Source organism: Montanilutibacter psychrotolerans (assembly GCF_003719825.1).
In the GTDB taxonomy this organism is placed as follows: domain Bacteria; phylum Pseudomonadota; class Gammaproteobacteria; order Xanthomonadales; family Xanthomonadaceae; genus Montanilutibacter; species Montanilutibacter psychrotolerans.
In genome coordinates this window covers 380,307-405,879 of record NZ_RIBS01000004.1, presented here as the reverse complement: position 1 = coordinate 405,879, position 25,573 = coordinate 380,307, and the positions used below count along the sequence as shown (strand labels likewise).

At 68.7% G+C, this 25,573-nt stretch carries 20 protein-coding genes; 7 read left to right on the top strand and 13 right to left on the bottom strand.

The window, feature by feature from the left end:
* Window positions 1-212: 212 nt before the first annotated feature.
* The gene (locus tag EER27_RS10920; RefSeq protein WP_123088116.1) at window positions 213-560 is read left to right on the top strand and encodes an NHLP-related RiPP peptide; all 348 of its coding nucleotides are present in this window, start codon (window positions 213-215) and stop codon (window positions 558-560) included.
* Here the strand turns inward: EER27_RS10920 and EER27_RS10915 are convergent.
* The 4 genes from EER27_RS10915 to aceB form a co-directional block, all read right to left on the bottom strand.
* Window positions 515-3,142 (bottom strand): putative peptide modification system cyclase, encoded by a 2,628-nt coding sequence (locus EER27_RS10915; protein ID WP_223807277.1) that lies wholly within the window; start codon window positions 3,140-3,142, stop codon window positions 515-517. The two genes, EER27_RS10920 and EER27_RS10915, sit on opposite strands and share 46 nt — an antisense overlap.
* A gap of 43 nt (window positions 3,143-3,185) precedes the next feature.
* Window positions 3,186-4,232: a GGDEF domain-containing protein gene (locus EER27_RS10910; protein WP_123088114.1), complete on the bottom strand. Its 1,047-nt coding sequence runs from the start codon at window positions 4,230-4,232 to the stop codon at window positions 3,186-3,188.
* Window positions 4,233-4,448: 216 nt separating this feature from the next.
* A complete protein-coding gene (aceA, locus tag EER27_RS10905; protein WP_123088113.1) occupies window positions 4,449-5,753 on the bottom strand; it encodes an isocitrate lyase in 1,305 nt (434 codons plus the stop codon).
* A gap of 71 nt (window positions 5,754-5,824) precedes the next feature.
* Complete coding sequence (gene aceB, locus EER27_RS10900; protein ID WP_123088112.1) at window positions 5,825-7,498, bottom strand: malate synthase A; 1,674 nt, start codon at window positions 7,496-7,498, stop codon at window positions 5,825-5,827.
* 111 nt (window positions 7,499-7,609) lie between these two features.
* Between aceB and EER27_RS10895 the strand changes: the two genes are divergently transcribed.
* Entirely contained in the window at window positions 7,610-8,578 is a 969-nt protein-coding gene (locus EER27_RS10895; protein WP_123088111.1) for a LysR family transcriptional regulator, read from the top strand.
* Between the two features lie 42 nt (window positions 8,579-8,620).
* Here the strand turns inward: EER27_RS10895 and EER27_RS10890 are convergent, their stop codons facing one another.
* From EER27_RS10890 to EER27_RS10855, 8 genes are all read right to left on the bottom strand, one after another.
* On the bottom strand, window positions 8,621-10,126 hold the full coding sequence (locus tag EER27_RS10890) for a tetratricopeptide repeat protein (protein ID WP_123088110.1): 1,506 nt from the start codon (window positions 10,124-10,126) through the stop codon (window positions 8,621-8,623).
* The gene (locus tag EER27_RS10885) at window positions 10,114-11,505 is read right to left on the bottom strand and encodes a glycosyltransferase (RefSeq protein ID WP_123088109.1); all 1,392 of its coding nucleotides are present in this window, start codon (window positions 11,503-11,505) and stop codon (window positions 10,114-10,116) included. Before EER27_RS10885 ends, EER27_RS10890 begins: the two co-directional genes overlap by 13 nt.
* Window positions 11,459-12,487, bottom strand: coding sequence for an NAD-dependent epimerase/dehydratase family protein (locus tag EER27_RS10880; RefSeq protein WP_123088193.1), 1,029 nt, complete (start codon window positions 12,485-12,487; stop codon window positions 11,459-11,461). Before EER27_RS10880 ends, EER27_RS10885 begins: the two co-directional genes overlap by 47 nt.
* 115 nt (window positions 12,488-12,602) lie before the next feature.
* Window positions 12,603-12,833 carry a hypothetical protein gene (locus EER27_RS10875; RefSeq protein WP_123088108.1) on the bottom strand — a complete coding sequence of 77 codons (231 nt, stop codon included), beginning with the start codon at window positions 12,831-12,833 and terminating at the stop codon, window positions 12,603-12,605.
* A gap of 141 nt (window positions 12,834-12,974) precedes the next feature.
* Window positions 12,975-14,357, bottom strand: a complete 1,383-nt coding sequence (locus EER27_RS10870; RefSeq protein WP_190285745.1) for a glycosyltransferase — start codon at window positions 14,355-14,357, stop codon at window positions 12,975-12,977.
* A gap of 277 nt (window positions 14,358-14,634) precedes the next feature.
* Window positions 14,635-15,237, bottom strand: coding sequence for a lysophospholipid acyltransferase family protein (locus EER27_RS10865; protein ID WP_123088192.1), 603 nt, complete (start codon window positions 15,235-15,237; stop codon window positions 14,635-14,637).
* A 174-nt stretch (window positions 15,238-15,411) separates the two neighbouring features.
* Window positions 15,412-15,831 carry an alternative ribosome rescue aminoacyl-tRNA hydrolase ArfB gene (gene arfB / locus EER27_RS10860; protein ID WP_123088106.1) on the bottom strand — a complete coding sequence of 140 codons (420 nt, stop codon included), beginning with the start codon at window positions 15,829-15,831 and terminating at the stop codon, window positions 15,412-15,414.
* A gap of 151 nt (window positions 15,832-15,982) precedes the next feature.
* The gene (locus EER27_RS10855; RefSeq protein ID WP_123088191.1) at window positions 15,983-16,789 is read right to left on the bottom strand and encodes a pseudouridine synthase; all 807 of its coding nucleotides are present in this window, start codon (window positions 16,787-16,789) and stop codon (window positions 15,983-15,985) included.
* A 98-nt stretch (window positions 16,790-16,887) separates the two neighbouring features.
* Here EER27_RS10855 and EER27_RS10850 point away from each other — a divergent pair, with 98 nt between their 5' ends.
* Window positions 16,888-19,692: a M16 family metallopeptidase gene (locus tag EER27_RS10850; RefSeq protein WP_123088105.1), complete on the top strand. Its 2,805-nt coding sequence runs from the start codon at window positions 16,888-16,890 to the stop codon at window positions 19,690-19,692.
* Between the two features lie 54 nt (window positions 19,693-19,746).
* Here the strand turns inward: EER27_RS10850 and EER27_RS10845 are convergent, their stop codons facing one another.
* Window positions 19,747-20,535: a YdcF family protein gene (locus EER27_RS10845; protein ID WP_123088104.1), complete on the bottom strand. Its 789-nt coding sequence runs from the start codon at window positions 20,533-20,535 to the stop codon at window positions 19,747-19,749.
* Window positions 20,536-20,819: 284 nt separating this feature from the next.
* Between EER27_RS10845 and EER27_RS10840 the strand changes: the two genes are divergently transcribed.
* From EER27_RS10840 to EER27_RS10825, 4 genes are all read left to right on the top strand, one after another.
* A complete protein-coding gene (locus EER27_RS10840; RefSeq protein ID WP_123088103.1) occupies window positions 20,820-22,037 on the top strand; it encodes a beta-ketoacyl-[acyl-carrier-protein] synthase family protein in 1,218 nt (405 codons plus the stop codon).
* Between the two features lie 8 nt (window positions 22,038-22,045).
* Window positions 22,046-22,822, top strand: coding sequence for a beta-ketoacyl synthase chain length factor (locus EER27_RS10835; protein ID WP_123088190.1), 777 nt, complete (start codon window positions 22,046-22,048; stop codon window positions 22,820-22,822).
* An 88-nt stretch (window positions 22,823-22,910) separates the two neighbouring features.
* A complete protein-coding gene (locus EER27_RS10830; RefSeq protein ID WP_123088102.1) occupies window positions 22,911-23,678 on the top strand; it encodes a glycosyltransferase family 2 protein in 768 nt (255 codons plus the stop codon).
* A 101-nt stretch (window positions 23,679-23,779) separates the two neighbouring features.
* The gene (locus tag EER27_RS10825) at window positions 23,780-25,453 is read left to right on the top strand and encodes an NAD(P)/FAD-dependent oxidoreductase (RefSeq protein WP_123088101.1); all 1,674 of its coding nucleotides are present in this window, start codon (window positions 23,780-23,782) and stop codon (window positions 25,451-25,453) included.
* Window positions 25,454-25,573: the final 120 nt, after the last annotated feature.

The following is a 25,573-nucleotide window of genomic DNA, read 5'->3' as shown; positions in this document are numbered from 1 at the left end:
ATCCGCTCGCAAACTCCGCGTGTTCGCATCGACGCATTACCGGCAGCGAGCAACGTAATGCCACGCAAGTGCCCGGCGCGGCTCCATCCCATACGTCGAGAAATCAGCAGCAGATACGCGACATCCCGCTCCTGCTCGGCTTGTGAGCTAATGACGACAAGGTTAGATTCCCCCGCAACCGGGCCAGTCGGGCCCAGGATGGGGGAAGGGGAATGACCGAGAAAGCCAAGAGCGCGCCACTGGATCCGATAATCGCTGATCGTTTGCTGGACCTGCTCAGCAGTGACGACATCTACCGCGCCAGGTTCCAGCAGGATCCGCGCGCCGCACTCGAAATGATCGGCTACGAGTCACCCACTCCGGGACAGATGACCGCTTGCGGGCTGGTGGCCAAGGCCCAACCCGAGGCGCTGATCGACTGCAAGACCGTGCGCTTGGCGTCGAAGGAAGTGATTGCAGGGGCCCGCAGCGCCATCAAGGCGATGCTGACCAGCGGCCTGAGCCAGACCACGCCTCAGTTGGATACCGCCGTTAGTTCATCGCGCTTCACTCTCAAGTGAGCCGGGAGGATTTCGACCGGCCAATACCGGTCGAAATCCTGCAATGCACGCGCCGAATCGCCAGCACGCCCCAGCCCAGCAAGCGCCTGCGCTTCCGCAAGCATCGCGGCATTGCTGTCTGCCACGTTCAAGGCCTGTAGACAGTAGCCACACTCAAGTTCGATGTACGCGAGCCCGCGCCTCGACCGCACCCACCTGGCCTGCTCCAGCGCAGCAGCGTGCTGGTTGGCATCGAGATAGGCCCCCATCAAAGCGACTCGGGTCTGGAATCGTTCGTGCCCTGCAAGCAAGGGCTCCAATAGCTTCACCGCGGACTCGGGATCCGACGCCAGCTTCAACTGCTCAGCCCTGAGAACCACGGCGAGTTCGACGACACTCGGAATCGCGGAGATCTTTTCCTGTCGATCCACTACGTCCAGCACCCGATCGGCAAGACTCCGATCGCCGAGCCTCACCATCAGAATCGAGGCCGACAAGGCCAGTTCCGCGTCCTCCACTGCATCGGCATTCTCCACTGCACTCAGCGCGCCGAGCGCTTGATTTACGGCCGTGGCGCAGTATCTGGTTGCCGCAGCAGTGTCACCCGCAAGCCAAGTCGAGACCGCCATCGGAAGGAGCATCGCGCGACTGTCGAATCCGCCCTGATGCCTGGCCATCGTGAGACCCGTTTGCGACGTGGCCACGGCATCCCTCCACTTCCCCGAATCCAGCGCGACACTTGTGCGTTCGATATAGGCGTGCCGGTCATTGGGAGCGAGGTCGTCCAGGAAGCGCCCCGCTGTCGCAAAGTCGCGTTGCGCGGCGAGGATCGCGACCTTTCTGCGTAGGCTCGACTTGTAACCATGTCGCAACGCTGTCTCGACGGACTTGGCGGCGTCCGGATACTGCTCCATTCCGAGCTGCGCACGCCCAAGCCAGTCCCAGCCCATCGCGGACAGTTCGTTCTGCGGAGCAGTATTGCGCTTCGCGTACACCACGGCTTCCTGGAAATTGTTCCTCGTGTAGAACGCGAGTGCCGCATTTCCTTGTGCGGCCCAGAAGTCCGGATACAGCTTCGCCAATTCAACCCACTTCCCAATCGCGTCTGCGGGGCTGTCGAACTCCGCTCCCCATGCATCGAGGTAGAGTGCCTCTCGGGACGCCAGCCGCTCCCTCAGCCCTTGGGCTCTCCGAAGCGGAACGATGGCTCCTGGCGCGTTGACGTTCGAGTACTGGACGCGCACCTGACCCAGCCACGCCAAAGCGAAGTTCGGGTCGAGCTGGGTCGAGCGCTCGTACAGCTGAAGGGCTTCCTGGTGCTTTCCGCTCGCATAGGAAGCCTGCCCCAACGCATACGCCCGCAACGCGTCCAGGTTGCCGGTGGTGACCTGCGGCAAGGGTTTGGAGTCGCTCTCGATCGCGGCCAGCGCCTCGCCCAGCTTCTCGCGCAGGCTGGCAGTGACCTCGTCGATCGACGCCAGTGCGGAGGCGGCGCCTTGGCCGTCGGCGGATTCAGCGTAGACGGTGGTCTGGGTGTGCGGGTCGATGACCTCGGCGCTGACGCGCAGGCGACCGCCGATTTCGGCGACGGTGGGCAGGATCACCGCGCGGGCGCCGTCGCGCAGGGCGATCTCGGAAGCAATCGCGCGGTCCAGCGCGGTGCCCGCCGGGCGCTGCATGCGGGCCAGGGTGTCGCGGGTCTTGAGGTCGCTGAGCACGTTGACGTAGCGCGACTGCTCGAGGCTGATCCGGAATGCCTGCTCGAGCGAGTCGTCGAGCAGCTTCTGGCCGGTGAGGTTGCGCAGGTCGCCCACTACCACCCAGTCGCGCTCGTGGAACGCGATGGCCGGTTGCGGACGGGTCACGAACCAGGCGCCACCGGCCAGGCCGGCCAGCACCGCGACCTCGGCAGCCAACGCCGCCGGGCGCCGCCACAGCGGCAGGTCGCGCCAGGCCTTGGCCGATGCGGGCGGCATGCGCAGTGGTGCGATGCCCGGCTCGCCGACCTCGTAGATCTGCTGCGACTCGGGCACGCCCTTGAAGCGCCAGCGGCCGTGGGATTTCCACAACAGGTGCTGGCCGCGTTCGCCCAACTCGCGCGCGGCGCGGTGGGCCAAGGGTTCGGCCACGGCCGAGATCAGCACCTGGCCCGGACGCGCCATCGCCATCAGGCGGCCGGCCATCGGCTTGGCCAGGCCCTCGACCTCGAGCGGCTTCGCGCCGACCTTCACCGCCTCGTCGCTGTTGCGCCAGGTCAGCACTTCGCCCACGTGCAGGCCGGCACGCGCCTTGATGGGCAGCTTGCGCGAGACGAAGGGCTCGCGCTGGCTGATCTCGCGCAGGCCACGCACGTAGTCGAGGGCGAAGCCGAGACCGTCGATCGGGCGCTCGAACAGCAACAGCAGGCCGTCGGAACGGTCGATCAGTCGACCGCGCCATTGCTGCTGCAGCTTCAGCACCAGGCGATCGTGCTCACGGAACAGCTCTGCTGCCGGGCCATCGCCGAGACGCTCGACCAGGGTGGTCGAATCGCACAGGTCGGTCAGCAGCAGGGTGCGTAGTTGCGGGGCGTCGGGAACGCGGCGGCCGGGGAGGTCAGTCATGTCCATCTTGCATGTCCTATGCGTGCCGGCAGGGGTGCGTTGATCAGGCCGGCGCGAGGCTGGCGTCCTGCCATTCCACCCGGCTGCCGCCGAGGCGCTTGGCGCGATACAGGGCGGCGTCCGCCCGGGCATACCAGTCGTTCCAGTCCGCATCCGGTGCCAGCAGGCAAGCCCCGAGGCTCAACGTGCAGATCAGCGGTGGCGACTGTGGCACCTGCAGCAGGCCGTGGGCGGTGGCCACCACGAAGTCGGCGTAACGCATCACTTCGTCGCGGTCGCCGGCCTTGACCAGCAGGCAGAACTCGTCGCCGCCGAGCCGGCAAGCCAGGTCGCCCGGGCCCACCACCGAACGCAGGATGTTGGCCACGCCCTGCAGCACGCGATCGCCGACCAGATGGCCATGTTCGTCGTTGACCTGCTTGAAGCGGTCGCAGTCGACCAGCAGCAGCGCCAGCCCCGACAGCGTGCCGCTGCGACGCCGTTCCTGCAGGTGCAGGCTCAGGCCGCGGCGGTTGTACAGGCCGGTGAGCTCGTCGGTGCGGATCAGCACCTCGGTCTGGTTGAGCTGGTGGGCGGTGGCACGCAGGCTGTCGAGCGCGGACTCGAGATCCTGGTTGCGACGGCGAAGGCGCCGGATGAGGCCCTGCTCGTTGAGCACCACACGCATGATCGCGCGGCGCAGGAAGTACGAGACGTGGGTGGAATCGCGCTCGACCAGCAGCTGGAATTCCTCGTGGCGCAGCTCCAGCAGTTCGCCATCGCTGGTGGCCACGGCGTCGGCGCTGCGGGCGTGGTCGCCGATCAGCAGGCCCAACTCGCCGAAGAATTCGCGCGGGCCCAGGCGCTTGGCGATGAGGTCCTCGCCGAAGTCGAGCTCGACCGCGCCGGAACTGATCACGAACATCGTCGTGCCCAAGTCCCCACGGCGAAACAAGGTCTCGCCGGTGTACATGCGCCGCACGCGAGCGACCGAGGCGAACAACGCATATTCGGCAGGCGTGAGCTCGGCCGCCGCAGGATCGCGCGGCGTCACCGGTTTCGAGCTGGACAGATCGCAGGGCGCTACCGACCCCACGGCATCAACCTTCATCCCACAACCCCCGGTCGCGTGGATGGGCAGGATAGCACCTGGCCTTTCACGCCTGTTCGAGAGGCGGGACGGTGGTCCCGGCGCCTCTGACAGGCCTGGGGGCAACGCGGACCCGGAACGAAGGCGGCCACCCGGAGGTGGCCGCATCCGTCGGGCCGGTCGCCCCCGCGTCACTGGCGACGCAGGCGGTGGCTACCGGTGCCCTAATTAAATGAATCAGGCCGCGGCAGCGGTCGGACCGGCGTCGAACTGTTCTTCCTCGGTCGAACCCTTCAGCGCAACGGTCGAGGACTGATTGCCCTGAATGGTCTGGGTCACCGCGTCAAAGTAGCCGGTGCCGACCTCACGCTGGTGCTTGACCGCCGTGAAGCCCCGCTCGGCAGCGGCGAACTCGGCTTCCTGCAGCTCGACGAACGCGCTCATCTGGCGACGCGCGTACCCGTGGGCAAGGTTGAACATGCCGTAGTTGAGGCTGTGGAAGCCGGCCAGGGTGATGAACTGGAACTTGTAGCCCATTGCCGCCAGCGCCTTCTGGAACCGGGCGATGGTCGCGTCGTCCAGGTTCTTCTTCCAGTTGAAGCTCGGCGAGCAGTTGTAGGCCAGCAGCTTGCCCGGGAACCGGGCGTGGATGGCCTCGGCGAACTGGCGCGCGAACTCGAGGTCCGGCTTGCCGGTCTCGCACCACACCAGGTCGGCGTACGGCGCGTAGGCCAGGCCACGGCTGATCGCCTGATCGATGCCGTTGCGGGTCTTGTAAAAGCCTTCGACGGTGCGCTCACCGGTGGTGAACGGCTGATCGTTGGGATCGATATCGGCCGTCAGCAGATCGGCAGCCTCGGCATCGGTGCGGGCCACGATCAGCGTCGGAACGCCCATCACGTCGGCCGCAAGGCGCGCGGCGACGAGCTTCTCGACGGCCTCGCGGGTCGGCACCAGCACCTTGCCGCCCATGTGGCCGCACTTCTTGACCGAGGCCAGCTGGTCCTCGAAGTGCACGCCCGAGGCGCCCGCCTCGATCATGCCCTTCATCAATTCGAATGCGTTGAGCACGCCACCGAAGCCGGCTTCGGCGTCGGCCACGATCGGCTGCAGGAAGTCGGTGTCACCGCCGCCCTCCGCGCACTGGATCTGGTCGGCGCGCAGCAGCGTGTTGTTGATGCGCTTGACCACCGCCGGCACCGAGTCGGCCGGGTACAGCGACTGGTCGGGGTACATCTGGCCGCCGAGGTTGGCGTCGGCCGCCACCTGCCAGCCGCTGAGATAGATCGCCTTGAGACCGGCCTTGACCTGCTGCATGGCCTGGTTGCCCGTCAATGCGCCGAGCGCGTTGATGAACTCCTCGCGGTGCAACGATGCCCACAGCTTGTTGGCGCCGAGCTTGGCGATGGAGTGCTCGACGTGCACGGTGCCGCGCAGGCGCACCACGTCCTCGGCCGAATACGGGCGTTCGATACCGGCCCAGCGCGGGCTGCTGGCCCATTCCTGGCGGAGTTGGTCGGCGGTCGGGAGTTGGCTGATCATCGTGGCAGTTCCTTGTGTCGCGGTGGGTTCGTTGGCAACGGTGTGGTGCGGTGGTCGGCGGGCGGCGCCGGTCAGTCAAGCCGCTTGTAGGCAGGCAAGGTCAGGAACTCCTCCAGCGTGTCGGCGTGGCACAGGCGGTCGAGCATTCCGATCGCCTCGTTGATGCGGCTCGCACCGGGCAGGTTGATGCGGTCGGCGAGCTTGCTGGGCAGGCCGATCAGGGCGCGATCGAGCAGGCCGAAGTCGATCTCGGTGCCGTCGGCCAGGTGCAGCGCGTCGCGGCCGGCGTCGGCAGCGTGCAGCCACTGCCACAACTGGGTGCGCGCTATCTCGGCGGTCGCCGCGTCCTCCATCAGCCAGTGGATCGGCACGCAGCCGTTGCCGTCCAGCCAGGCCGCCAGGTAGCGCACGCAGACTTCGACGTTGTTCTCGAACCCGGCGCGCGTGATGGTGCCCAGCGAAGGCTTGATGAGGTCGTCGCGGATGACCAGCACGTCTTCGCGCAGCACGTGCTGCTGGTGCGGCGTGGGCATGCGCTCGTCGAACACCTCGCGCGCCAGCGGAATGAGGGCCGGGTGCGCGACCCACGTGCCGTCGTGGCCGGCGATGACCTCGCGCAGCTTGTCGGCGCGCACCTTGGCCAGCGCGGCGTCGTTGGCCTGCGCGTCGCCGCTGATCGGAATCTGCGCGGCCATGCCGCCCATCGCGTGGGCACCGCGACGGTGGCAGGTCTGCACCAGCAGATCGCAATAGCTGCGCAGGAAGGGTTGGGTCATGGTGACCTGGCCGCGCTCGGGCAACACCTTGTCGCGATGCAGACGGAAGGTCTTGAGATAGCTGAAGACGTAATCCCAACGGCCGCAGTTGAGGCCGGCGATGCGGCTTTGCAGCGCATGCAGGATTTCGTCCATCTCGAACACCGCCGGCAGCGTCTCGATCAGCACGGTGACGCGGATCTGTCCGGCAGCCAGGCCCAGGGTGGTCTCGATGTGATCGAGCACCTCGTTCCACAGCACGGCCTCTTCCATCGACTGCAGCTTGGGCAGGTAGAAGTAGGGCCCGCGATCGGCCGCCGCCAGCGCCTGCGCGTTGTGGAAGGCGAACAGTCCCAGGTCGAACAGGCTGGCCGAGATCGGCTGGCCGTCGACGCACAGGTGCTTCTCGTCGAGGTGCCAGCCGCGTGGCCGCACCATCAGCACGGCCTGCTGCTCGGCAGGCTTGAGTGTGTAGTGCTTGCTGCCGTCCGGCGCCATCCAGTCGAGCGTTCCGGCCACCGCCTTGCGCAGCGCGCGCTGGCCGGCCAGCAGGTTGGCCCAGGTCGGCGAGGTGCTGTCTTCGAAATCGGCCATGTAGCAGTTCGCGCCGGAGTTCAGCGCGTTGATCACGGTCTTGGGATCGACCGGACCGGTGATCTCGACGCGGCGGTCCAGCAGTGCCGCCGGAAGGGTCGCGATCTTCCAGTCGCCGGCGCGGATCGCCGCGGTGTCCTGGCGGAAGTCGGGCAGCGCGCCGGCGTCGAACGCGGCCTGCCGCTCGAGTCGCGCCGCCAGCCGGGCCTGGCGGATGGCTTCGAAGCGGCGATGCATGCCGGCCAGGAAGGCCAGCGCAGCCGGGGTCAGCAGCAGCTCCTGGCCCGCGATGCTGGCGAGCAACTCGATGCCCGATGCGCGGCCGGCATTGCCGGTGCGTTCGATGGCCACCGGGTCCGACCCCGCCTGATGCGATTCCGCCAACACTGCCGACATGCCCGCACTCCGTCCGTCTCAATGGACTGGCAACATGCGGCGGCGTGTTGTATTTGACAATCAAGTTTTGGCAATAGATATCATTAGCTAACCTTATACGTGTTGATGGATATGGCCCCCAAGCCTCCCAAAAGCCCGCGATTCACCTACAAGGGTGATCGTCTGAAGCCCTTGCGGGCGTTCTGCCAGACAGCCCGCCTGGGCTCGGTCTCGCGGGCGGCCGAGGCGCTGTATCTGAGCCAGCCGGCCGTCACGCTGCAGCTGCAGGCGCTGGAACGCGAGATGGGCGTGCGCCTGCTCGAGCGCAGCGGCCGCCGCTTGGCACTGACCCGCGAAGGCGAGGAGCTGTACGAACTGGCCCGGCCGCTGGTCGAGGGCCTGGACGCCCTCGACGGGGTGTTCCGCGAGCGCGTGCGCGGCCTCGATGCGGGCGAGTTGCAGGTCGCCGCCGGCAGCTCGACCATCCTGTACCTGCTCCCGAAAATCGTCGAAGCCTTCCGCGCCGCCCATCCCGAGGTCCGGCTGACCCTGCACAACGTCACCGGGGCCGGCGGCCTGGATCTGCTGCGTTCGGACGGGGTCGACCTGGCGGTCGGCTCGATGCTCGACGTGCCGGCCGATCTCGACTACGCGCCGGTGTACCGCTTCGAGCCGATGCTGATCACCCCGCGCGACCACCCCCTGGCCGACAAGCCGGTGCTGCGCCTGGAGGATCTGTCGCCGTATGGCCTGATCCTGCCGCCGCAGCGCCTGACCACCTACCGCATGGTCGACCTGGTGTTCCAGCAGAACCGGGTGCCGTACACGGTCGCGCTCGAGGTCGGTGGCTGGGAGGTGATCAAGCAGTACGTCGCGATGGGCCTGGGCATCAGCATCGTCACCGCGATCTGCCTGACCGACGCCGACCGCACGCGACTGGCGGCGCGATCGCTGGCCGACTATTTCCCGTCGCGCAGCTACGGCGTGGTGGTGCGCAAGGGCAAGTACCTGTCGCCGCAGGCCAGGGCGTTCACCGAGCTGATCCACCCTGCCCTGTTCGAGCGCGGCGACTATTACGCCACCGGGCAATCGGACCGGTAGCGCGCCGCCAGCGCCGCCATCGACTCCCGGGCGACGGCTCCGCTATTCGGCCGTCGCGGGACATTCGTCGGCGCGGTGGTCGCAGAATCGGTAGCGCAGCTCCAGCCCGATCGAACTGCCTTCGTACTGGCCGAACTCGTTGAGACGCTCGCTGTAGGCCGCGCGTGCCACCATCTGCCAGCGCGAGTAGATCCCCACGGTGAGTTCGGCGCTCAGGTCGGTGGCGCGTTTCCAGCCGTCGAAACTGGCGTCGCGTTGCACGCCAATGGCGGCCTGCAGATTGAGGCCGGCGTTCTGGCCAAGGTAGATGTAGCTCGCCGCCACCGGGGCGATGCGCGCGTACCGACTGGGGCTGTAATAGCCGTTGCCGGGATCGTTGGCGTAGCCCATCCACTCGCCCTGCAGGCCCAGGTCGAGGGTGGCGCGGTCGGCGCGCATGACGGCGTGGCGCCAGTCGACCAGCAGCCAATGGCGCGTGTTGTCGTCGTTGTGATCGTCGAAGGCGGCGTGGCCGCTGATGCGGTCGCGCAGGTTGGGCGTCCACAGCACATCGGCCGCGACGGTGTCGCGCAGCACCCCCAGGGTGAGCGAACGCGGCGAGGCGGCGACGCGCTCACGCTCGAGGCGCAACGAGTACTTGAACGCATCGCTTGCGCGATGGTTGAGCTCGGCCCGTCCGAGGAGTTCGCTGTCTTGCCCGCGGTTGTCCTGGGTGTCCAGCCGGGATTGCGTCAGCATCAGCGACACCGCGGTATCGGGCGACAGCGATGCGCGTGCGCCCAGACCCAACCGGCGGTCGTCGGCCGAGTCGCCGCCGGTGACCGGCGCAAAGGGCCCGGGTGCCGGCGCGCGGTACTCCCGGCGCTGTGCCTGGGCATTCAGGCGCCAGGTTGGCGACACACGCAGGCTGGCGTCGAGGCCGAACGTGTCGACCTGGATGTCGTCGTCGTCCTCGTAGTGACCAAACGGCGCCCCGACCCACGAGAACATCGGCAATCGCACCGCTTGCGCGAGCGTGCGCGTGTCGGGCTCGTCGGGCCTGGCCGCGATGACCTTCGACAACGGCGACAGTCCCTCGTGCGGCCACTCGCCCAGACGCGCGGCAAGCGCCTGCGTCCATGCGGTATCGGGGCTGTCCGGGTTGTCCCGGTATAGCGGCGTGTTGAGCGCCAGCGCGGCGTCGCGCCGACCCGCCCAGGCATGGATGCGCGCGCGCAGCGATTGCACCTCGGCATCGCCCGTCGCAGCGGGACCCATTGCATCGAGAGTGGCGAGCGCGCCGGCGTGGTCGCCGCGCCAAGCCAGGAAGCGCGCGCGATCGAGCCGCGCGGCGCGATCGTCGGGATGTTCGGCCAGGTGCCGGTCCATCAGCGCGATGCCTCGACCGATGCGGCCGTCCCACGCGGCCTGGCGCGCCTGATCGGCAAGCGAGCGTTGCGCCGCAGGGTCCGGCGGAGCCTGGTCGGCCGCGATGGCAGGCGCGGTCGTGGCGAAGGCCAATGCCAGCAGGCCGGCACGCGCGAATCCCTGTTTGCCTATTTGCGCCATTTCCGATTCCCCGTGATCCACAGATCGATCGCGAAGCGCGCAATCGTGAGCGTGTCGGCGACCATCAAGGCATAGCGCAAAGGCGTCAACGCGATGCCCTTGAGCAGGATCGCCAGACGCTGCCCACGCGCAACCGCCATCAGCGCCGCCAGCGATACGGCCATTTCGGCCAGCAAAGTCACCGCCAGCGGCTCCCACATGCGCAGGATGGCCATGATGATGATCGCGGTGGGGAAACCGATCTTCTCCAGCGCTGACATGAACATCGTCCAGCCGATCGGACGGCCGTACTCGATCGTGAATCGCTCGCCGAACGGTTGCCGGTACTGCTCCTTGACTTGGCGCATCTCCTCGACGCGCTGCGCCTGGCCACTGGCCAGGTCGCGGCGCTTCTTGCGCCAATGCCGGATCGACTTGAAGGGCGTGCGCAGCAGTTCGTCGAAGTAGAAGCAGCTCTGCAGGAACGACGACGACCACAGGTAGATCTGCCGCGGCAGACGCTGCACTTCGGGCTCCTCCGAACGCGCCAGCACATCCTGCAGCTGGATGTTCCGATAGCCCTCGTTGTTGAGCGCGAAGCCGATGAAGATGTCCTCGGAGTTGGTGAGGTCGTCGCCGAAGATCGGCTCGTACCGATCGAACAGGTTCTCGATGTACTGCCGCCGGTACGCGACCGCGCAGCCCACCGGGTTGGTGATGCTGCCGAAGAACACCATCTGGCCCTTGTAGACGAAGCGCTGCAGGAACAGATACAGGCACTCGCGATAGGCGTTGGTGATCCACCACCACACCGCATGCAGCGCACCCCGACGCGCATGCGGGTCGTCGTAGGTGGTTGCGCCGTGCCAGCGCTTGAACGCCTCGGTCTGGGCGAGGGCGTGGCGATCCTTGGGGCGCATCGGCAGGATGGTGCCGCAGGCGCTGGCGATGCCGACGCCCTGGTAAAGCTCCTGCACGCAGCGTTCGATGTACGTCGGCGACTCCAGGAAAGTGTCGCCGTCGAGGATGAACTCCACGTCCGAATCGAACTCGCGCGATTGCCGCTTGATGGTCGGCGTCTTGCCGATCGACCTGGCGCGCTCGATCACCACGAGGTCGAGTCCGGCGGCGGCCGCGTATTCCCGCGCGCGCGGAACCGTCGCGTCCTTGCCGCCGTCGTCGACCAGGATCACATGGCGGATCCCCATCGTCTGCTGCGCCAGCGACGCCAGGCAGTGGACGATGTTGTCCTCCTCCTTGTAGGCGGGAATGACCACGTCGACCACCGCAGCTCGCCAGTCATCGGCCGGCGTCGGCACCGTCTTGTCGGCGCCGCGCAGTAGTCCGATGGTGCTAAGCAGCACATTCGGACTGAGGACGAACCAGGGTGCAGTGGCCATCGCGTTCTTCCTGAAGGCGGGCGCGTTCGATCACAATCAGATCATCGATCGTGCGCTCTAGGGAATACTGGTGCTGGAAGCCGGTCCTGTCGCGAAGTCGTGACAGGTTGGGACGTCGCCGGCGGATGTCCTCGAAGTCTTCACCATAGGCCTCACGCAGGCCCATGTGCGTGATCTGCGAACGGCTGCCTGCCCGCTCGATCACCAGCCTGGCCAGGTCGATGATGCTGATCTCGCGGTCGTTGCCGACGTTGGCCACCAGGGTGTCGCGGCCAACGGCCGTCGCCAGCGCGTCGAGTGCGACGACGGTGTCACGCACATCGCAGAACGAGCGCGTCTGCAACCCGCCGCCGAACACCGTGATTGGCTCGTTGCGCACCGCCTGCGCCACGAAGCGCGGCACCACCATGCCGTAACGTCCGACCTGGCGTGGCCCGACGGTGTTGAAGAAGCGGGACACCACGGCCGGAATGCCGAAGCGCTGCGAATACGACAGCCCCAGTGCTTCGTCGGCGATCTTGCTGACCGAGTAGTTCCAGCGCGTGCCGGCGCGGGTGCTGATCACCAGGTCCTGGTCTTCCTGCAGGATGTCCTCGTCGTTGTGGCCATAGACCTCCGAGCTGGACGCCAGCACCATCTGCGGCTGCCAGCCCCCTTCCCGCGCGGCACGCAGCAAGCGTTCGCATGCGGCGATATTGACCGCCAGCACGTTGGTCGGCTCGGCCAGCACCCGGAACACGCCAACGACCGCGGCGAGGTTGTAGATGCGGTCGGCCCAGCCCACGGCTCGGCCCAGGTTCGGCCAGACCAGGATGTCGGCTTCGTCGAAGCGCAGGTGCGGATGGTTCTGGTGGTGCGCGATGTTGGCCTGGGATCCGGTCGACAGGTCGTCGACCACGTGGACCTTGTCGCCGCGCGCCAGGTGCAGGTCGACCAGGTGGGAGCCGATGAAGCCCGCGCCGCCGGTGATCAAGATATGCATGCCCATTCCCCTGTTGTTCGATAGGGCGGTGAATTACCGGCACATCCCTGGCAAGTTCGCGTTGACCGATATCCGCAACGCGCCTCGCCGGCCGCAGTGACGTACGGGTCGGAGTTCAGCCGGTGGTGGCAACGTGTCGCACGGGTGCCTGTTGCCAACCGGATCCGACCGGGGTGTGCACCGGTCGCGGCGGGCAGCCGGCGCGGCGGATGCCGGCGGCGGCGTTGGTGGTGGCTTGCGGCGCGCGGCCCTGCGGCGCGGCACCGTCGACGCGCAAGGTGCGCAGCACGATCGCCTTGCGCGATCGCTGCGGCAGGAACATCGGCATCCGGAGTTCGTCGTTCATGGCAATTGCCCTGTCGTGACCGTGCTGCCCGAAGGCCACCCACTGGCGCCCCCGTTCCGCCATGCCCGTCACTACCGGGCATCCTTGCGTACCCCCCAGGCCCTGGATCCGCCTGGCAATGCCAATACCTCCGGCGCGCGGCTAGTGCCGGTGCTCCTGCACCACCGACACCGGGCTGCGCCCGATGAAACCCAACAGGCTGTACAACTCGACGCACGCTGCCGGATAGCGCAGCGGCGCGGCAATCAACCCTTTGCCAAGCATCGCCATGCGTTCGCCGCGCGAGACGATCATCAGCACGCCCAGCCACCCCAGCATCTCGATCGCCACCGCCGCCAGCAGTCCGGTCCAGGAAGCAGCTGCAGCAAACAGCAGCAACATGGCCGGGAAGGCCAGGCGATCGAACATCGCCAGCACCAGCGCCCAGCCGATCGGCCGCCCCTGCTGGTGCGTCAATCGGGCACCAAACGGCTGCCGATAGGCCTCCACGACACGCCGTTGCTCAGGACGCGTGCCGTTGGCGATCTGCCGGCGTGCCTGCCGGCGACGCCACCACTGCCGCGGCTGCTGGAACGGCGTGCGCAGCAGGGCGTCGAACGCGCGGCAGCACTGCAGGAACGCCATCGTGTTTTCGCGCAGTTGCCGCGGCAGGTGCTCAGGTGCGGCTTCCAGCGAACGTGCACGAAGGTCGGTCAGCTGCACGTGACGGTAGCCCTCGTGGTCGAGCGCCAGGCCGATGAAGATCTCCGGCACGGCGCTCATGTCTTCGCCGTGGTGCGGCTCGTAGCGGTCGAACAGATCCTTCAGGTAGCGCCGCCGATACGCGACCGCGCCGCCGGCCGGGTGCGCGACGCCGCCGAGCAGCGCCATCTGCCCGCGTTGCACGAAGCCCTGGGAAAACAGTGCCGCGCTTTCGCGGTAGCCATCGGCGATCCAGCGCGCAAAGCCCTCGGCGCCGCCCTGCAGGTACGGGTCGCGGTAGTCGTCCCCGCCCACCCAGCGCCGGAACGGCTCACTGTCCGCCCAGCGCCGGCGGTGCCGGGCCCGCATCGGCAGTCGCAGGCCGCCGACACTGGCGATGCCCACGCCCTGGTAGAGCTCGCGCACGCAGCGTTCGATGTAGTCGGGCGACTCCAGCACGGTATCGCCGTCGAGGATGAACTCGACGTCGCAGTCGAGCTCGCGCGCCTGGCGCTTGATCGTCGGCGTGCGCCCGATCGACCACAAGCGCTCGATCACCACCAGGTCCATGCCATTGGCGATGGCGAACTCGCGGGCGATCTGTGCGGTGTGGTCGCGGTCGCTCCCACCATCGTCCACCAGCACCACGCGGCGCGGCGGACGGGTCTGGCTGAGAAGAGAGGAAAGGCAGTGGACGATGCTGTGCTGGTGCCGGCTTGCCGGAATCACCACGTCGACGACGGCTCGCCGCCAGTCCTCGGCCGGGGTCGGCTCGCGCCGCTCGGGGCCACGCAGCACGCCGGCAACGGCCAGCAGGCTGCCGGGGCTAAGCGAGAACAGCACGTGACCCCCGGCCCGTGGGCGTGCGTGGAGAGGCAACGACGGCGACGTCGCGGCACGGCATGCCTGCCCCTCCCCGGCGAGTCGGTCCGCCGTTACCCGACCACCGGACGGCGGTCTTGTGGATAACGATGCAAGGGTCGTGCCACCGGGGGGCCTTGGCGGGCCGAAAGTGAACCGGACCGGTCGCCCGACCCTCCGGTTTCCGCCATGCCGACCGCTTCGAAGGCGACGGGCGGGCCTCAGCCCGCAGCCCAATCCCCGGCCTTACCGCGCGGTGCTAGGTGGTGCCGTGGTGCTTGCCCTGCCAGGGGCGGAACCAGGCGCGGATCCGGGCAACGTCGGCGGCCATGTCGTCGCTGAGCGTGAACGGCTCGCCGATGCCGATGGTCTTGTCGGGGTAGTGGAAATAGGCCGGCAGCACGGGCACGTCGGCGGCCTTGGCGATCTTCCAGAAGCCCGTCTTCCAGCGCTCCACCGGCTTGCGGGTACCTTCCGGCGCCAGCCCGAACCACAGCCGGTCGGCGTCGCGGATCATCTGCGCAGCCTGCTCCACCACGCCCTGCGGCTTGTTCCGGTCCACCGGGATCACCCCGAGGTGACGCAGCAGGGCGCCCACCACCGGCACCTTGAACAGCGAGTCCTTGCCGAGGATCTTGATGTCGAGCCCCAGCGCCACCTTGGCCGCGAACCCCCACACGCCATCCCAGTTGGACGAGTGTGGCGCCCCGATCAGGACGATCTTGGGCAGGTCGGGGAACGTGCCGGCCATCCGCCAGCCGCCCAGGCGCAGCATGCTGCGCGCCAGCCAGCGGATGAAGCGGTTCGGACGCACCCGCGGCACGTTGGGCGGCAGCCGCAGGACGACACCGTCGGGCGCCATGTCACTGACCGGATGCGTCACGGGCGGACCGCCCCCGGCCGCCTTGCCCGCGCGCGCTGGCTGGTCAGTCATGGGGTCGTCGGCCGGCATGTGCATGACTCCCGTGGTCGGCATGTGCCAACCCGTGTCGGCCCGGCGACGGCCGGTCTGACGCGCAGTGGCCTGAAGCGACGCTCAGTCCCAATCGGATTTCCCCCGGCCGCGCTTGATCGTACTGCGCTCGCGCTTCTCGCCAAGACGCCGTTCCTTGGCACCGCGGCTGGGCTTGGTGGCAATCCGCGGCTTGGGCACGTGCAGGCCGCTTTCGATGAACGCCGCCAGGCGCTCGCGGGCATCTTCGCGGTTGCGGTCCTGGGTGCGGAAGCGCTGGGCGCTGATCACCAGCACGCCCTCGGTCGTCAGACGGCGGTCGCGCTTGGCCAGCAGGCGCGCGCGCAGCGGTTCAGCCAGCGAAGGCGAGCTGGCCACGTCGAAACGCAACTCGACCGCCGTCGACACCTTGTTGACGTTCTGCCCGCCCGGCCCGGTCGCGCGCACGAAGCGCTCGACCAGTTCGGCCTCGGGGATCGCCAGCGATGGACGGGATTCGGTCATGCGCGGTCGGCTCGCAATCGGTGAACGTACCGGGGCGCACGGCCACGCGGCCCGGGGATTGTAGACGCAGGCGCGGCGGTTGGCGTCCGGTGCCGGCGCCCGGAATTGACGCCGGTGCGCCGGCCGGCAGGACTGCGGTCAGCCGGTCCGTTCAGTGCGCCGGGGCATCGGCGAACAATGCCAGCGCCTTGGCGAACTCCGCGTCCAGCGGCGCCGTGACCTCGATGCGTGTCCCGTCGTGCGGATGGACAAACGCCAAACGACGCGCGTGTAGCAGCATGCGGTGGATTCCGAGCATGCGGAAATTGCGGTTGTGGCGACCGTCGCCGTGGCTGGTGTCGCCGATCAGGTGATGCGAGACGTGCTTGAGGTGGCGGCGGATCTGCCGGAAACGGCCCGTCTCCGGCTGCGCGCGCAGCAAGGCGTACCGCGAGGTGCCAAAGCCCGCCGACGGTATTTCCAGCTCGGTGGTGGCGAGCCGCTCGAAACGCGTGATCGCGGGCTTCTTGATCGGCTTGCCCGGGCCGCCGTCGAGATCGTGGTCGATCACGAACGCCTCCTCCGGCCAGCCACGGCACACCGCCCAATAGTCCTTCTCGACCTCGCGCGACATCAGCACGCGGCCCAGCGCCGAAGCCGTGTCGCGGTCGAACGCCAGCAACAGGCAACCGCTGGTGGCGCGATCGAGCCGGTGCACGAGGAAGATCGGCCGGCCGAACTGCTCGCGCAGCCGGTCGGCGGCGAAATCGGTCTCGCCGCGCGCCAACGCGCTGTCGTGGACCATCAGGCCGGCCGGCTTGTCGATCACCGCCAGGTACGGATCGACGTACAACACCGCGAGCGCGGCCGGCGCCGGCTCGGTGCAGGCCTCGGCGATCGCCGGCACGTCGGTCTCGGCGGCAGCGGATGCGTTGTCGGGTCCGACGTCGAAGGCGGCCGGGTGTGACGTTTCGGGCATGACATTCGGCGCCGGGTTCGCGAGGATCGCCATTCTCGCCGATCGCGCCGCGCGTCCGGCGCGTTCCTGTCGCCCTGTCTCCGCCCGCAAGGATTCCGATGCTGCCGAACCGCCTCCGCCCGCTCGTGCTGGCCACCACGCTTGCCGTGCTGGCGATCCCGACGCCACCACCGGCGGCCGCCACCGGCGCGGACACGACAGCCGCCCCGGACGACCCGCAGATCGCCGCGGCCGCACTGCCGCGCGGTGTCAGTGCCGGCCCCTGCGTGGAAGGCGTCTGCGAGTACACGCTGGGCAACGGGCTGCGCGTGCTGCTGTTCCCCGATGCCAGCCGGCCCACCGTCACGGTCAGCCTGACCTACGCCGTGGGCTCGGTGCACGAGAACTACGGCGAGACCGGCATGGCCCACCTGCTCGAGCACCTGCTGTTCAAGGGCACACCGCGCCACGCCGATATCCGCGGCGAGATGAAGCGTCGCGGCATCGGCTACAACGCCAGCACCTGGCTGGATCGCACCAACTACCACGCGTCGTTCCCGGCCAACGACGACAGCCTGGCCTGGCTGCTCGCGCTTGAAGCCGACCGCATGGTGAACTCCCGCATCGCCAAGGCCGACCTCGACAGCGAGATGACGGTGGTCCGCAACGAGTGGGAAAGCCGCGAGAACAGCCCCGGCAACGTGCTCGACGAGCGCGTCCGCGCCACCGCCTACCTCTGGCACAACTACGGCAACACCACGATCGGTGCGCGCAGCGACGTGGAAAACGTGCCGATCGAGCGCCTGCAGGCGTTCTATCGGACGTGGTACCGACCCGACAACGCCAGCCTGGTGATCGCCGGGCGCATCGATGCGGCGGAGACGCTGACACGCATTGCCGCCGCGTTCGGCACGGTTGCCCGGCCCGCCACGCCGATGCCGCGCGCCTACACCGTCGAGCCCACCCAGGACGGCGAACGCGAGGTGGTATTGCGCCGCGCCGGTGACTTCCAGGCCATCGTGCTGGGTTACCACATTCCGGCAGCCACGCACCCCGATGGCGCCGCGCTGGACGTGCTGTCGAACCTGCTCAACCACGCGCCGAGCGGACGCCTGCACCAGACGCTGGTCGAAACGCGCCTGGCGGCGGCGGTCAACGCCGGCAACGAGGACAACCGCGCGCCGGGGCTGATGACGGTGTTCGCGGCCCTGCCGCGCGACGGCGACGCCGCGCGCGTCCAGGCGGTGCTGCTGGAGCAGATCGAGCACTTCCCGGCCGCCAACCCGGCCGAGGTGGATGCCGCCAGGCAGCGCATCGCCAACAGCTACGAGTTGGCGATGAGCAATCCCAACGGCATCGGCATGGCGCTGACCGACGCGATCGCGCAGGGCGACTGGCGACTGTTCTTCCTGCGTCGCGATCGGGTCGCGCAGGTCAGCGTCGACGACGTCAATCGCGTCGCACGCACCTACTTCAAGTCCGGAAACCGCACGCTGGGCCGCTATGTGCCCGGCGATGCGAGCCAACGCGTCGAGATCCCGCCAGCGCCTTCGGCCGCGGCCGCGCTGCAGGGCTACACCGGTCGCGCCGCGATGGCCGCTGGCGAACGCTTCGAGTCCACCCCTGCCAACATCGACGCGCGCACGCAGACGTTCACGCTGGGCACGCACCTCAAGGTGTCGTTGCTTCCCAAGGACAACCGCGGCGACACCGTGGTGGTCAACGCGACGTTCCGCTTCGGCGACGAGGCCAGCCTGCGCGGTCGCACCGATGCCGCCGTCGCCGGGGCACTGCTGACTGCCGGCAGCGCGACGATGACCCGCAACGAGATCACCCAGCGCTTCGACGCGCTCAAGACCCGCGCCAGCCTGCGCGGCGGCATGCAGGGGGCCGACATCGCGATGATCTCGCAGCGCGACCGCCTGGCCGACGCGCTCGCGCTGGCCGCCGACGTGATGCGCCACCCGGTGTTCCCCGAGAGCGAGTTCGAACAACTCCGGCTGCGCTGGATAACCTCGCTGGAAGCGTCACGAAACGAGCCCGGATCGTTGGTCGGGGAATCATTGGGTCGTCACTTCAACACGTGGCCCGCCGGCCACCCGCTGGAGTGGGTGCCGCTGGACGATTCACTCGCGCGGCTTCGCGCACTCAAGGTCGAGGACCTGCGCGCCTTCCATCGCGACTTCTATGGCAGCGCCGATGGCGAGATCGCCATCGTCGGCGATTTCGATGCCGATGCCGTGCGCGCGCAACTGGAGGCTCTGTTCGCCGACTGGCAGAGCCCAACGCCGTATGCGCCGATCCACACCCGTCACGTCGACATCGCCGCGACCGACCTGCGCCTGCCCGCACCCGACAAGTCCAACGCGGTGGTGAAGGCGCGGCACAACCTCTCGCTGAACATCGACGACGCCGATTACGAGGCGCTGATGGTGGCCAACCAGGTGTTCGGCGGCGGCAGGCGGTCGCGGCTGTACGACCGGATTCGCGACCGCGACGGGCTGAGCTACAGCATCGGCAGCGCGATCAGCGCCGACGCCAGCCCGGAAGGCCGCGACGACGCTGGCAGCTTCGCCATCGACGCGATCGCCGCCCCGGAAAACGTCGACAAGGTCGAGCGCGCCCTGCGTGAGGAGCTGGACCGACTGCTGCGCGATGGCGTCACCGAGGCCGAGGTGCGCGATTCGGTGGCCGAGCTGCTGACCCAGCGCGAACAGGGCCGCGCCTCCGACGGCAGCATCGCCGGCATCCTCGCCAGCAACCTCCATTACCGCGTCACCATGCAGTACACCGCCGAACGCGACGCGCGCTATCGCGCGATGACGGTCGAACAGGTCAACGCCGCGATCCGCAAGCACCTGCGTCCAGAACGATTGAGCATCGTCGCCGCCGGCGATTTCGCGAAGACTACGCCCGGGCGCTGATGCGGACCACGCCCGGGGGCGGGCGCGCGTCACGACGCGCCCGGTCCGCGCGGGTCAACTCACGCGTTCCAGCATCCGCCGATGGCGGATCAGGCGCGCCCAGCGGGTTCCCAGATCGGTGATGCACACGTAGCCGGCCTCGCCGGCCAGTCGCAGCAGCATGCGCGGGCCGAGCTGCAGGCGCGGCTCGGCGGCGCACAGTTCGGCATCGAAGCCAAGCTGGCGGGCGAACAGCGCGCAGCGCGCCAGGTGATACCGGCTGCTGAGCAGGATCACGTGCGGACGCGCGGCCGTTGCCGTTGCGGGCGCCGTGACGCCCGCGCCCTCGATCCGGACGGCAGTGCCCGGCGGCAACGCTGCCACCAGCGACGCGCCCGCGGCGGCCGTCGGACCGCCGGTCAGCAGCATCGCGCGTGCGTTGCGCAGGTTCTGCAGGGTGTTGCGCGACTCCGCCTCCAGCCACAGCGGGGCATCGGCGGCCATGCCGCGCGCGAACAGGCCGTCACGGGCCAGCTCGGCCTCGGTGGGTTCGTCGTCGGGGCCGCCGCCAAGCAGCACCACGCTGGCCGGCGGGCGCTCGCGCCACAGCGACACCGCGCGGTCCAGGCGTGCGGCGAAATCGTTGTCGATCAGGCCGCCCGGCGAGTGTTTGCCGAACAGCAGCACGCAATCGCCACGCGTGGGCAGGCAGGGGGCGCGCCGTGCGACGCGCAGCACGTGCACGAAGTAGCCCACGTAGACCAGCCCGGCACTGAGGACGCAGGCCGCCGACGCCACGGCCATCGCGTGCAGCACATCGCGATCGCCGAACAGGGCAAGCCGGTGGGCGGTACGGCTGGACATCGGGCGTCGTGGCCTGGCGGCAGTGGGCAACCAGTCTACGGCGGCCCGGGCCAGTGCACGCGCGACGGCCGTCGCGGCTGGCGCGATCGGTGGCGCCCGACGGCAAGGCCCGGCGCCTGCTGCTGCGCCGTACGGACCGGCCGGCGGGCCCGCGACGCGGGCGACGGCATGGATACCGGTCCGAATGGTGGGACGCGGACAGCGCGCGGGCGCTGGCTATACTCGCCATTGCCTGCAATCCGGACCACTGCGTGCCGCAACTTCCCGTATCCCCCTCCGCACCGATGCCCGCCGTGGCGGTACGTGCCTATACCGCCACCAGCGCCCTCGGACGAGGCCGCGACGCCCACGCTCACGCCCTGCGCGAACGCCGCGGCGGCCTGCGCCCCAACGACTTCGGCCCGGCCTGCGCGGACGGCAAGCCACTGCCGTGCTGGATCGGCCGCGTCGACGGCCTCGAGGCACTGCCGCTGCCGCCGTCGCTGGCGACGTGGGAGTGCCGCAACAACCGCCTGGCCTGGCTGGCCCTGCAGCAGGACGGCGTCGGCGGGGCGGTGGACGCCGCGATCGCGCGCCACGGCGCCGAACGGGTCGCCCTGGTCGTGGGCACCTCGACCTCCAGCATCGGCGCCACCGAGGAGGCCTACACCCGCCTGCAGGTCGGCGACGACGGCCAGCGCTTTCCGGACGACCTCGACCGACCTGGCATCCACACTCCGCATTCGCTTGGCAACTTCCTCCAGCAGGCCACCGGCGTGCGCGGGCCGGCGATCACCGTCGCCACGGCCTGCTCGTCCAGTGCCAAGGTGTTCGCCCAGGCCGCCCGGTTGATCGCCGCCGGCGTCGTGGACGCCGCCCTGGTCGGCGGCGTCGATACCTTGTGCGGCAGCGTGCTGTTCGGCTTCAACTCGCTGCAGCTGGTCTCCAGCGAGCCGTGCCGACCGTTCGACGCCCAGCGCGTCGGCCTGTCGCTGGGCGAGGCCGGCGGCTTTGCGCTGCTCGAGCGGTGCGACGCCGACGAGCGCAGCGGCAGCCTGCAGTTGCGCGGCTATGGCGAGTCCAGCGACGCCCACCACATGTCGTCGCCGCACCCGGAGGGCCTGGGCGCGCAGCTGGCCATGGCCGAGGCGCTCGCGCGCGGCGGCATCGACGCCAGCGCCGTGGGCTACCTCAACCTGCACGGCACCGCCACGCCGGCAAACGACCGTGCCGAGGCGATCGCGGTCGCCGCGCTGTTCCCCGACACGCTGCATGCCAGCTCGACCAAAGGCTGGACCGGCCACACGCTCGGCGCGGCCGGCATCGTCGAGTCGGTGATTGCCCTGCTCGCGCTCGAACTGGGCGAGCTGCCCGGCATCCTCAACAGCAGCGAGCCCGACCCGGTCTGCGGTGCGCAGATCCGCTTCGACAATGCGCGCCAGGACACCCTCGCGTTCGCGATGAACAATTCGTTTGGCTTCGGCGGCAACAACTGCTCGCTGCTGTTCGGGAAGGCGCCATGAGCGGGCCCGTGTTCACTGCCTGGATCGAAGGCATCGGCTTGTGGACCCATGGCCTGCCGTCGTGGGCCGACGCGCAGGCGTACGCGCGCGGCGGCACGTTGCCGACCGACGCCGCGACCCGGCCATCGCCGCAGCTGCTGGCGCCCAACGAGCGTCGACGCGCGCCGGAAACCGTCGCGGTCGCGCTGGAAGTGGCGCTGGCCGCGTGCACCCAGGCAGGGCGCGATCCGGCCACCCTGCCCAGTGTGTTCACCTCCGTGCACGGTGACCTGACGATCACCGACTACATCTGCACCACGCTCGCCGACGCGCCGCAATCGGTGTCGCCGACGCGTTTCCACAATTCGGTGCACAACGCCGCGGCCGGCTACTGGACGATCGGCGCGGGCTGCATGCACCCGACCACCGCCATCAGCGCGTTCGATGCCAGCTACGCCCAGGGCCTGATCGAGGCCATGGTGCAGTTGGCCAGCGGCAGCGAGGCGGTGCTGCTGGTGGGTTATGACGGCAGTTCGGCCGGCCCGCTCGCGGCGGTATCGTCCAGCTTGGGCCTGCTCGGCACCGGGCTGGTGCTGTCGTCGACGCCCCGCACCGACGCCATGACACTGAGCATCACCCTGGTCGACGGCGATGCCGACGACGGCGACGGCGCCATCGCGCGGCTCGCCGCCGGCAATGCCATGGCGGCGATGCTGCCGTTGTTCGATGCGATCGCCAGCGGTCAAACGCAGGCGCTGCTGCATGCCGGACCGGGACGCGCGCTGCGGGTGGAGCTTGGCCGATGACCCACTCCCCATCGCCCTTGCAAGCCGCGACCATGACCACACGTCTCCTGCGCGTCATGTGCCGTTGCCGCCGCGCCGGAGATCGCGCATGACCCAGATCGACCGCAACCGCGTCGCGGTGCTGGTGCCGGCGCTCAACGAGGCATTGCGCATCCGCGAGGTCGTCGAGGGCGCGCTGGCGCATTGCCCGAACGTGATCGTCGTCGATGACGGCTCCGACGACGGCACCCACGAACAGATTGCCGACCTGCCGGTCATCCTGCTGCGCCACGCGCAACGGCAGGGCAAGGGCGCCAGCCTGCGCGACGGGTTCGCCGAGGCGCTGCGTCGTGGCTTCGACGGTGTGCTGACCATCGACGGCGACGGCCAGCACTCGCCCGACGACATCCCACGCCTGCTGGCCGCCGCCGCGGCGCATCCCGGGGCGATCGTGATCGGCGCGCGCCTGCGCAAGCGGGCCTCGCAACCTGGCTATCGCCGCATGGCCAACGAGTTCGGCGACTGGGGCATCGGCTGGGGATGCGGCTACCGCATCGCCGACACCCAGAGCGGACAGCGCTACTACCCGGCCGCGGTGTGCGCGCTGGACGACGTGCCCGGCGACGGCTTCGTGTTCGAGGCGCAGATCCTGATCTCGGCCGCGCGCCGGCTCGACGCGCACGTGGTGTCGGTGCCGGTCGAGTCGCGCTACCAGCAATCCGGTGAAGCGGTGCAGTTCCGCAAGAGCCACTTCCGTCCGCTGCACGATCTGTACCGCATCACCTCCCACGTGGTCGGCCAGGTCTTGCGTCATGGCCACGTGGTCCGAGAGTATCGGCGCACGCGCGCCAACCCGCCGCGGATCTTCGACACGTAGTCCGCATCACCGGCACTGACACTGGCATTGGCACGACTGCAAGGAAGCACCACCGGCCACGACGCGATGCGTCGCCTCTTCCACCCTGGAGTGCCCGTCGAATGTCCCACACCACCACCCCAACGCCCGCCACCGCCGATGTCGTGATTCTCGGTGGTGGCCTGGCCGGCCTGAGCCTGGCGATCCAGCTCAGGCAGCGTGATCCGACGATCGAGGTGGTGGTGCTGGAGCGCAACGCGCACCCGGTGCGCGAGGCGGCGTTCAAGGTTGGTGAGTCGTCGGTGGAGATTGGCGCGCACTACTTCGCCCACGTGCTCGGCCTGCGCGACCATCTGGAGCAAGAGCAGATCCGCAAGTTCGGCTTCCGCTTCTTCTTCAGCGAAGGCCGCACGGACATCGACCGCTGCACCGAGCTCGGCGTCTCGCAACTGCTTCCAGCGCCGTCGTGGCAACTCGACCGCGGACGATTCGAGAACTTCCTCGGCGAACAGGCGCGCGCGCTGGGCGTCGACTTCCGTGACGCGTGCGTGGTCCGGGGCTTCGACATCGGCGTCGACGACACGCCGCACCTCATTCGCTACGAGCACGATGGCCAGGCGCATACGCTGACCGCGCGCTGGATGGTCGACGCGGCAGGTCGTGCCGGGCTGATCAAGCGCAAGCTCGACCTCGCGCAGGCCAACGACCACGACGTCAATGCGGTGTGGTGGCGTGTCGACGGCTTCGTCGATCCGAACGACTGGTCCACCGATGCCGACTGGCTGCAGCGTTGCACGCCCGCCGACCGCTGGCGTTCGACCAACCACATGTGCGGACCCGGCTACTGGTTCTGGCTGATCCCGCTGGCTTCCGGCGCCCATTCACTGGGCATCGTCTGCGACGCGAAGATGCATCCGCTCGACACCATGAACACCCACGCCAAGGCGATGGACTGGCTGCGCGCGCATCAGCCGGCGATGGCGCGCGCGATCGACAAGGACGCGCACGGCGTGCAGGACTTCCTGTTCCTGCGGCACTTCTCGTACGGCTGCAAGCAGGTCTTCTCGGCCGATCGCTGGGCATTGACCGGCGAGGCCGGGCTGTTCCTCGACCCGTTCTATTCGCCGGGCAGCGACTTCATCGCGATGAGCAACACCTACATCTGCGAGCTGATCGGCAAGGACCGGGCCGGCGAGCAGTTCGCGCCGTACGCGTCGATCTACCAGCAGCTGTACTTCTCGTTCTACGAGAGCACGTTGAGCATCTACCAGGACCAGTACCCGCTGTTCGGCGACGCCCAGGTCATGCCACTCAAGGTGGTCTGGGACTACACGTTCTACTGGGCGCTGCTGGCACCGCTGTTCTTCGCCCAGCGACAGTCCGACATCGCGACGCTCGGCCGTTTGCGTCCGCAGTTCACGCTCGGTCGCCAGCTCAACCTGGCCGTGCAGCCCTTGCTGCGCGATTGGGGCGAGCGCAACGCCGCGGCCGGTGTGTTCGACGCCGACGACCCACGCACGCACGACCGGGCGATGCTGGACCAGTTCACGCTGGGCTGGTTCCACGAGATGAACCGCGCGCTGATGGACGAGCTCGACGCCGGCGCCTTCGCCGACCGCATCGATGCCAACGTCGTGCGCATGCGCGGACTGGCCGCCGAGTTGCTGGAACGGGCACGCGAGCACTGGCCCGACATCGACGACCACGGCCTGGATGCGTTGCTGGTCGGCGTCGACGAAAGCGGCGAGCAGCTGGACGGCCATTGGTACCTTTGCGAGGCACCCGTGCTGGCCTGAGGCCGCTGCCCAGCCACTCGTAATTTCCCAGCCGAGCGGTGTGCGCCGGCGCCTGGCATTCCGCGTCGGCGTGGTGCGCGCCGATTCCCTTCGATCCATTTCCTCCTCTCTCGCCGTCGA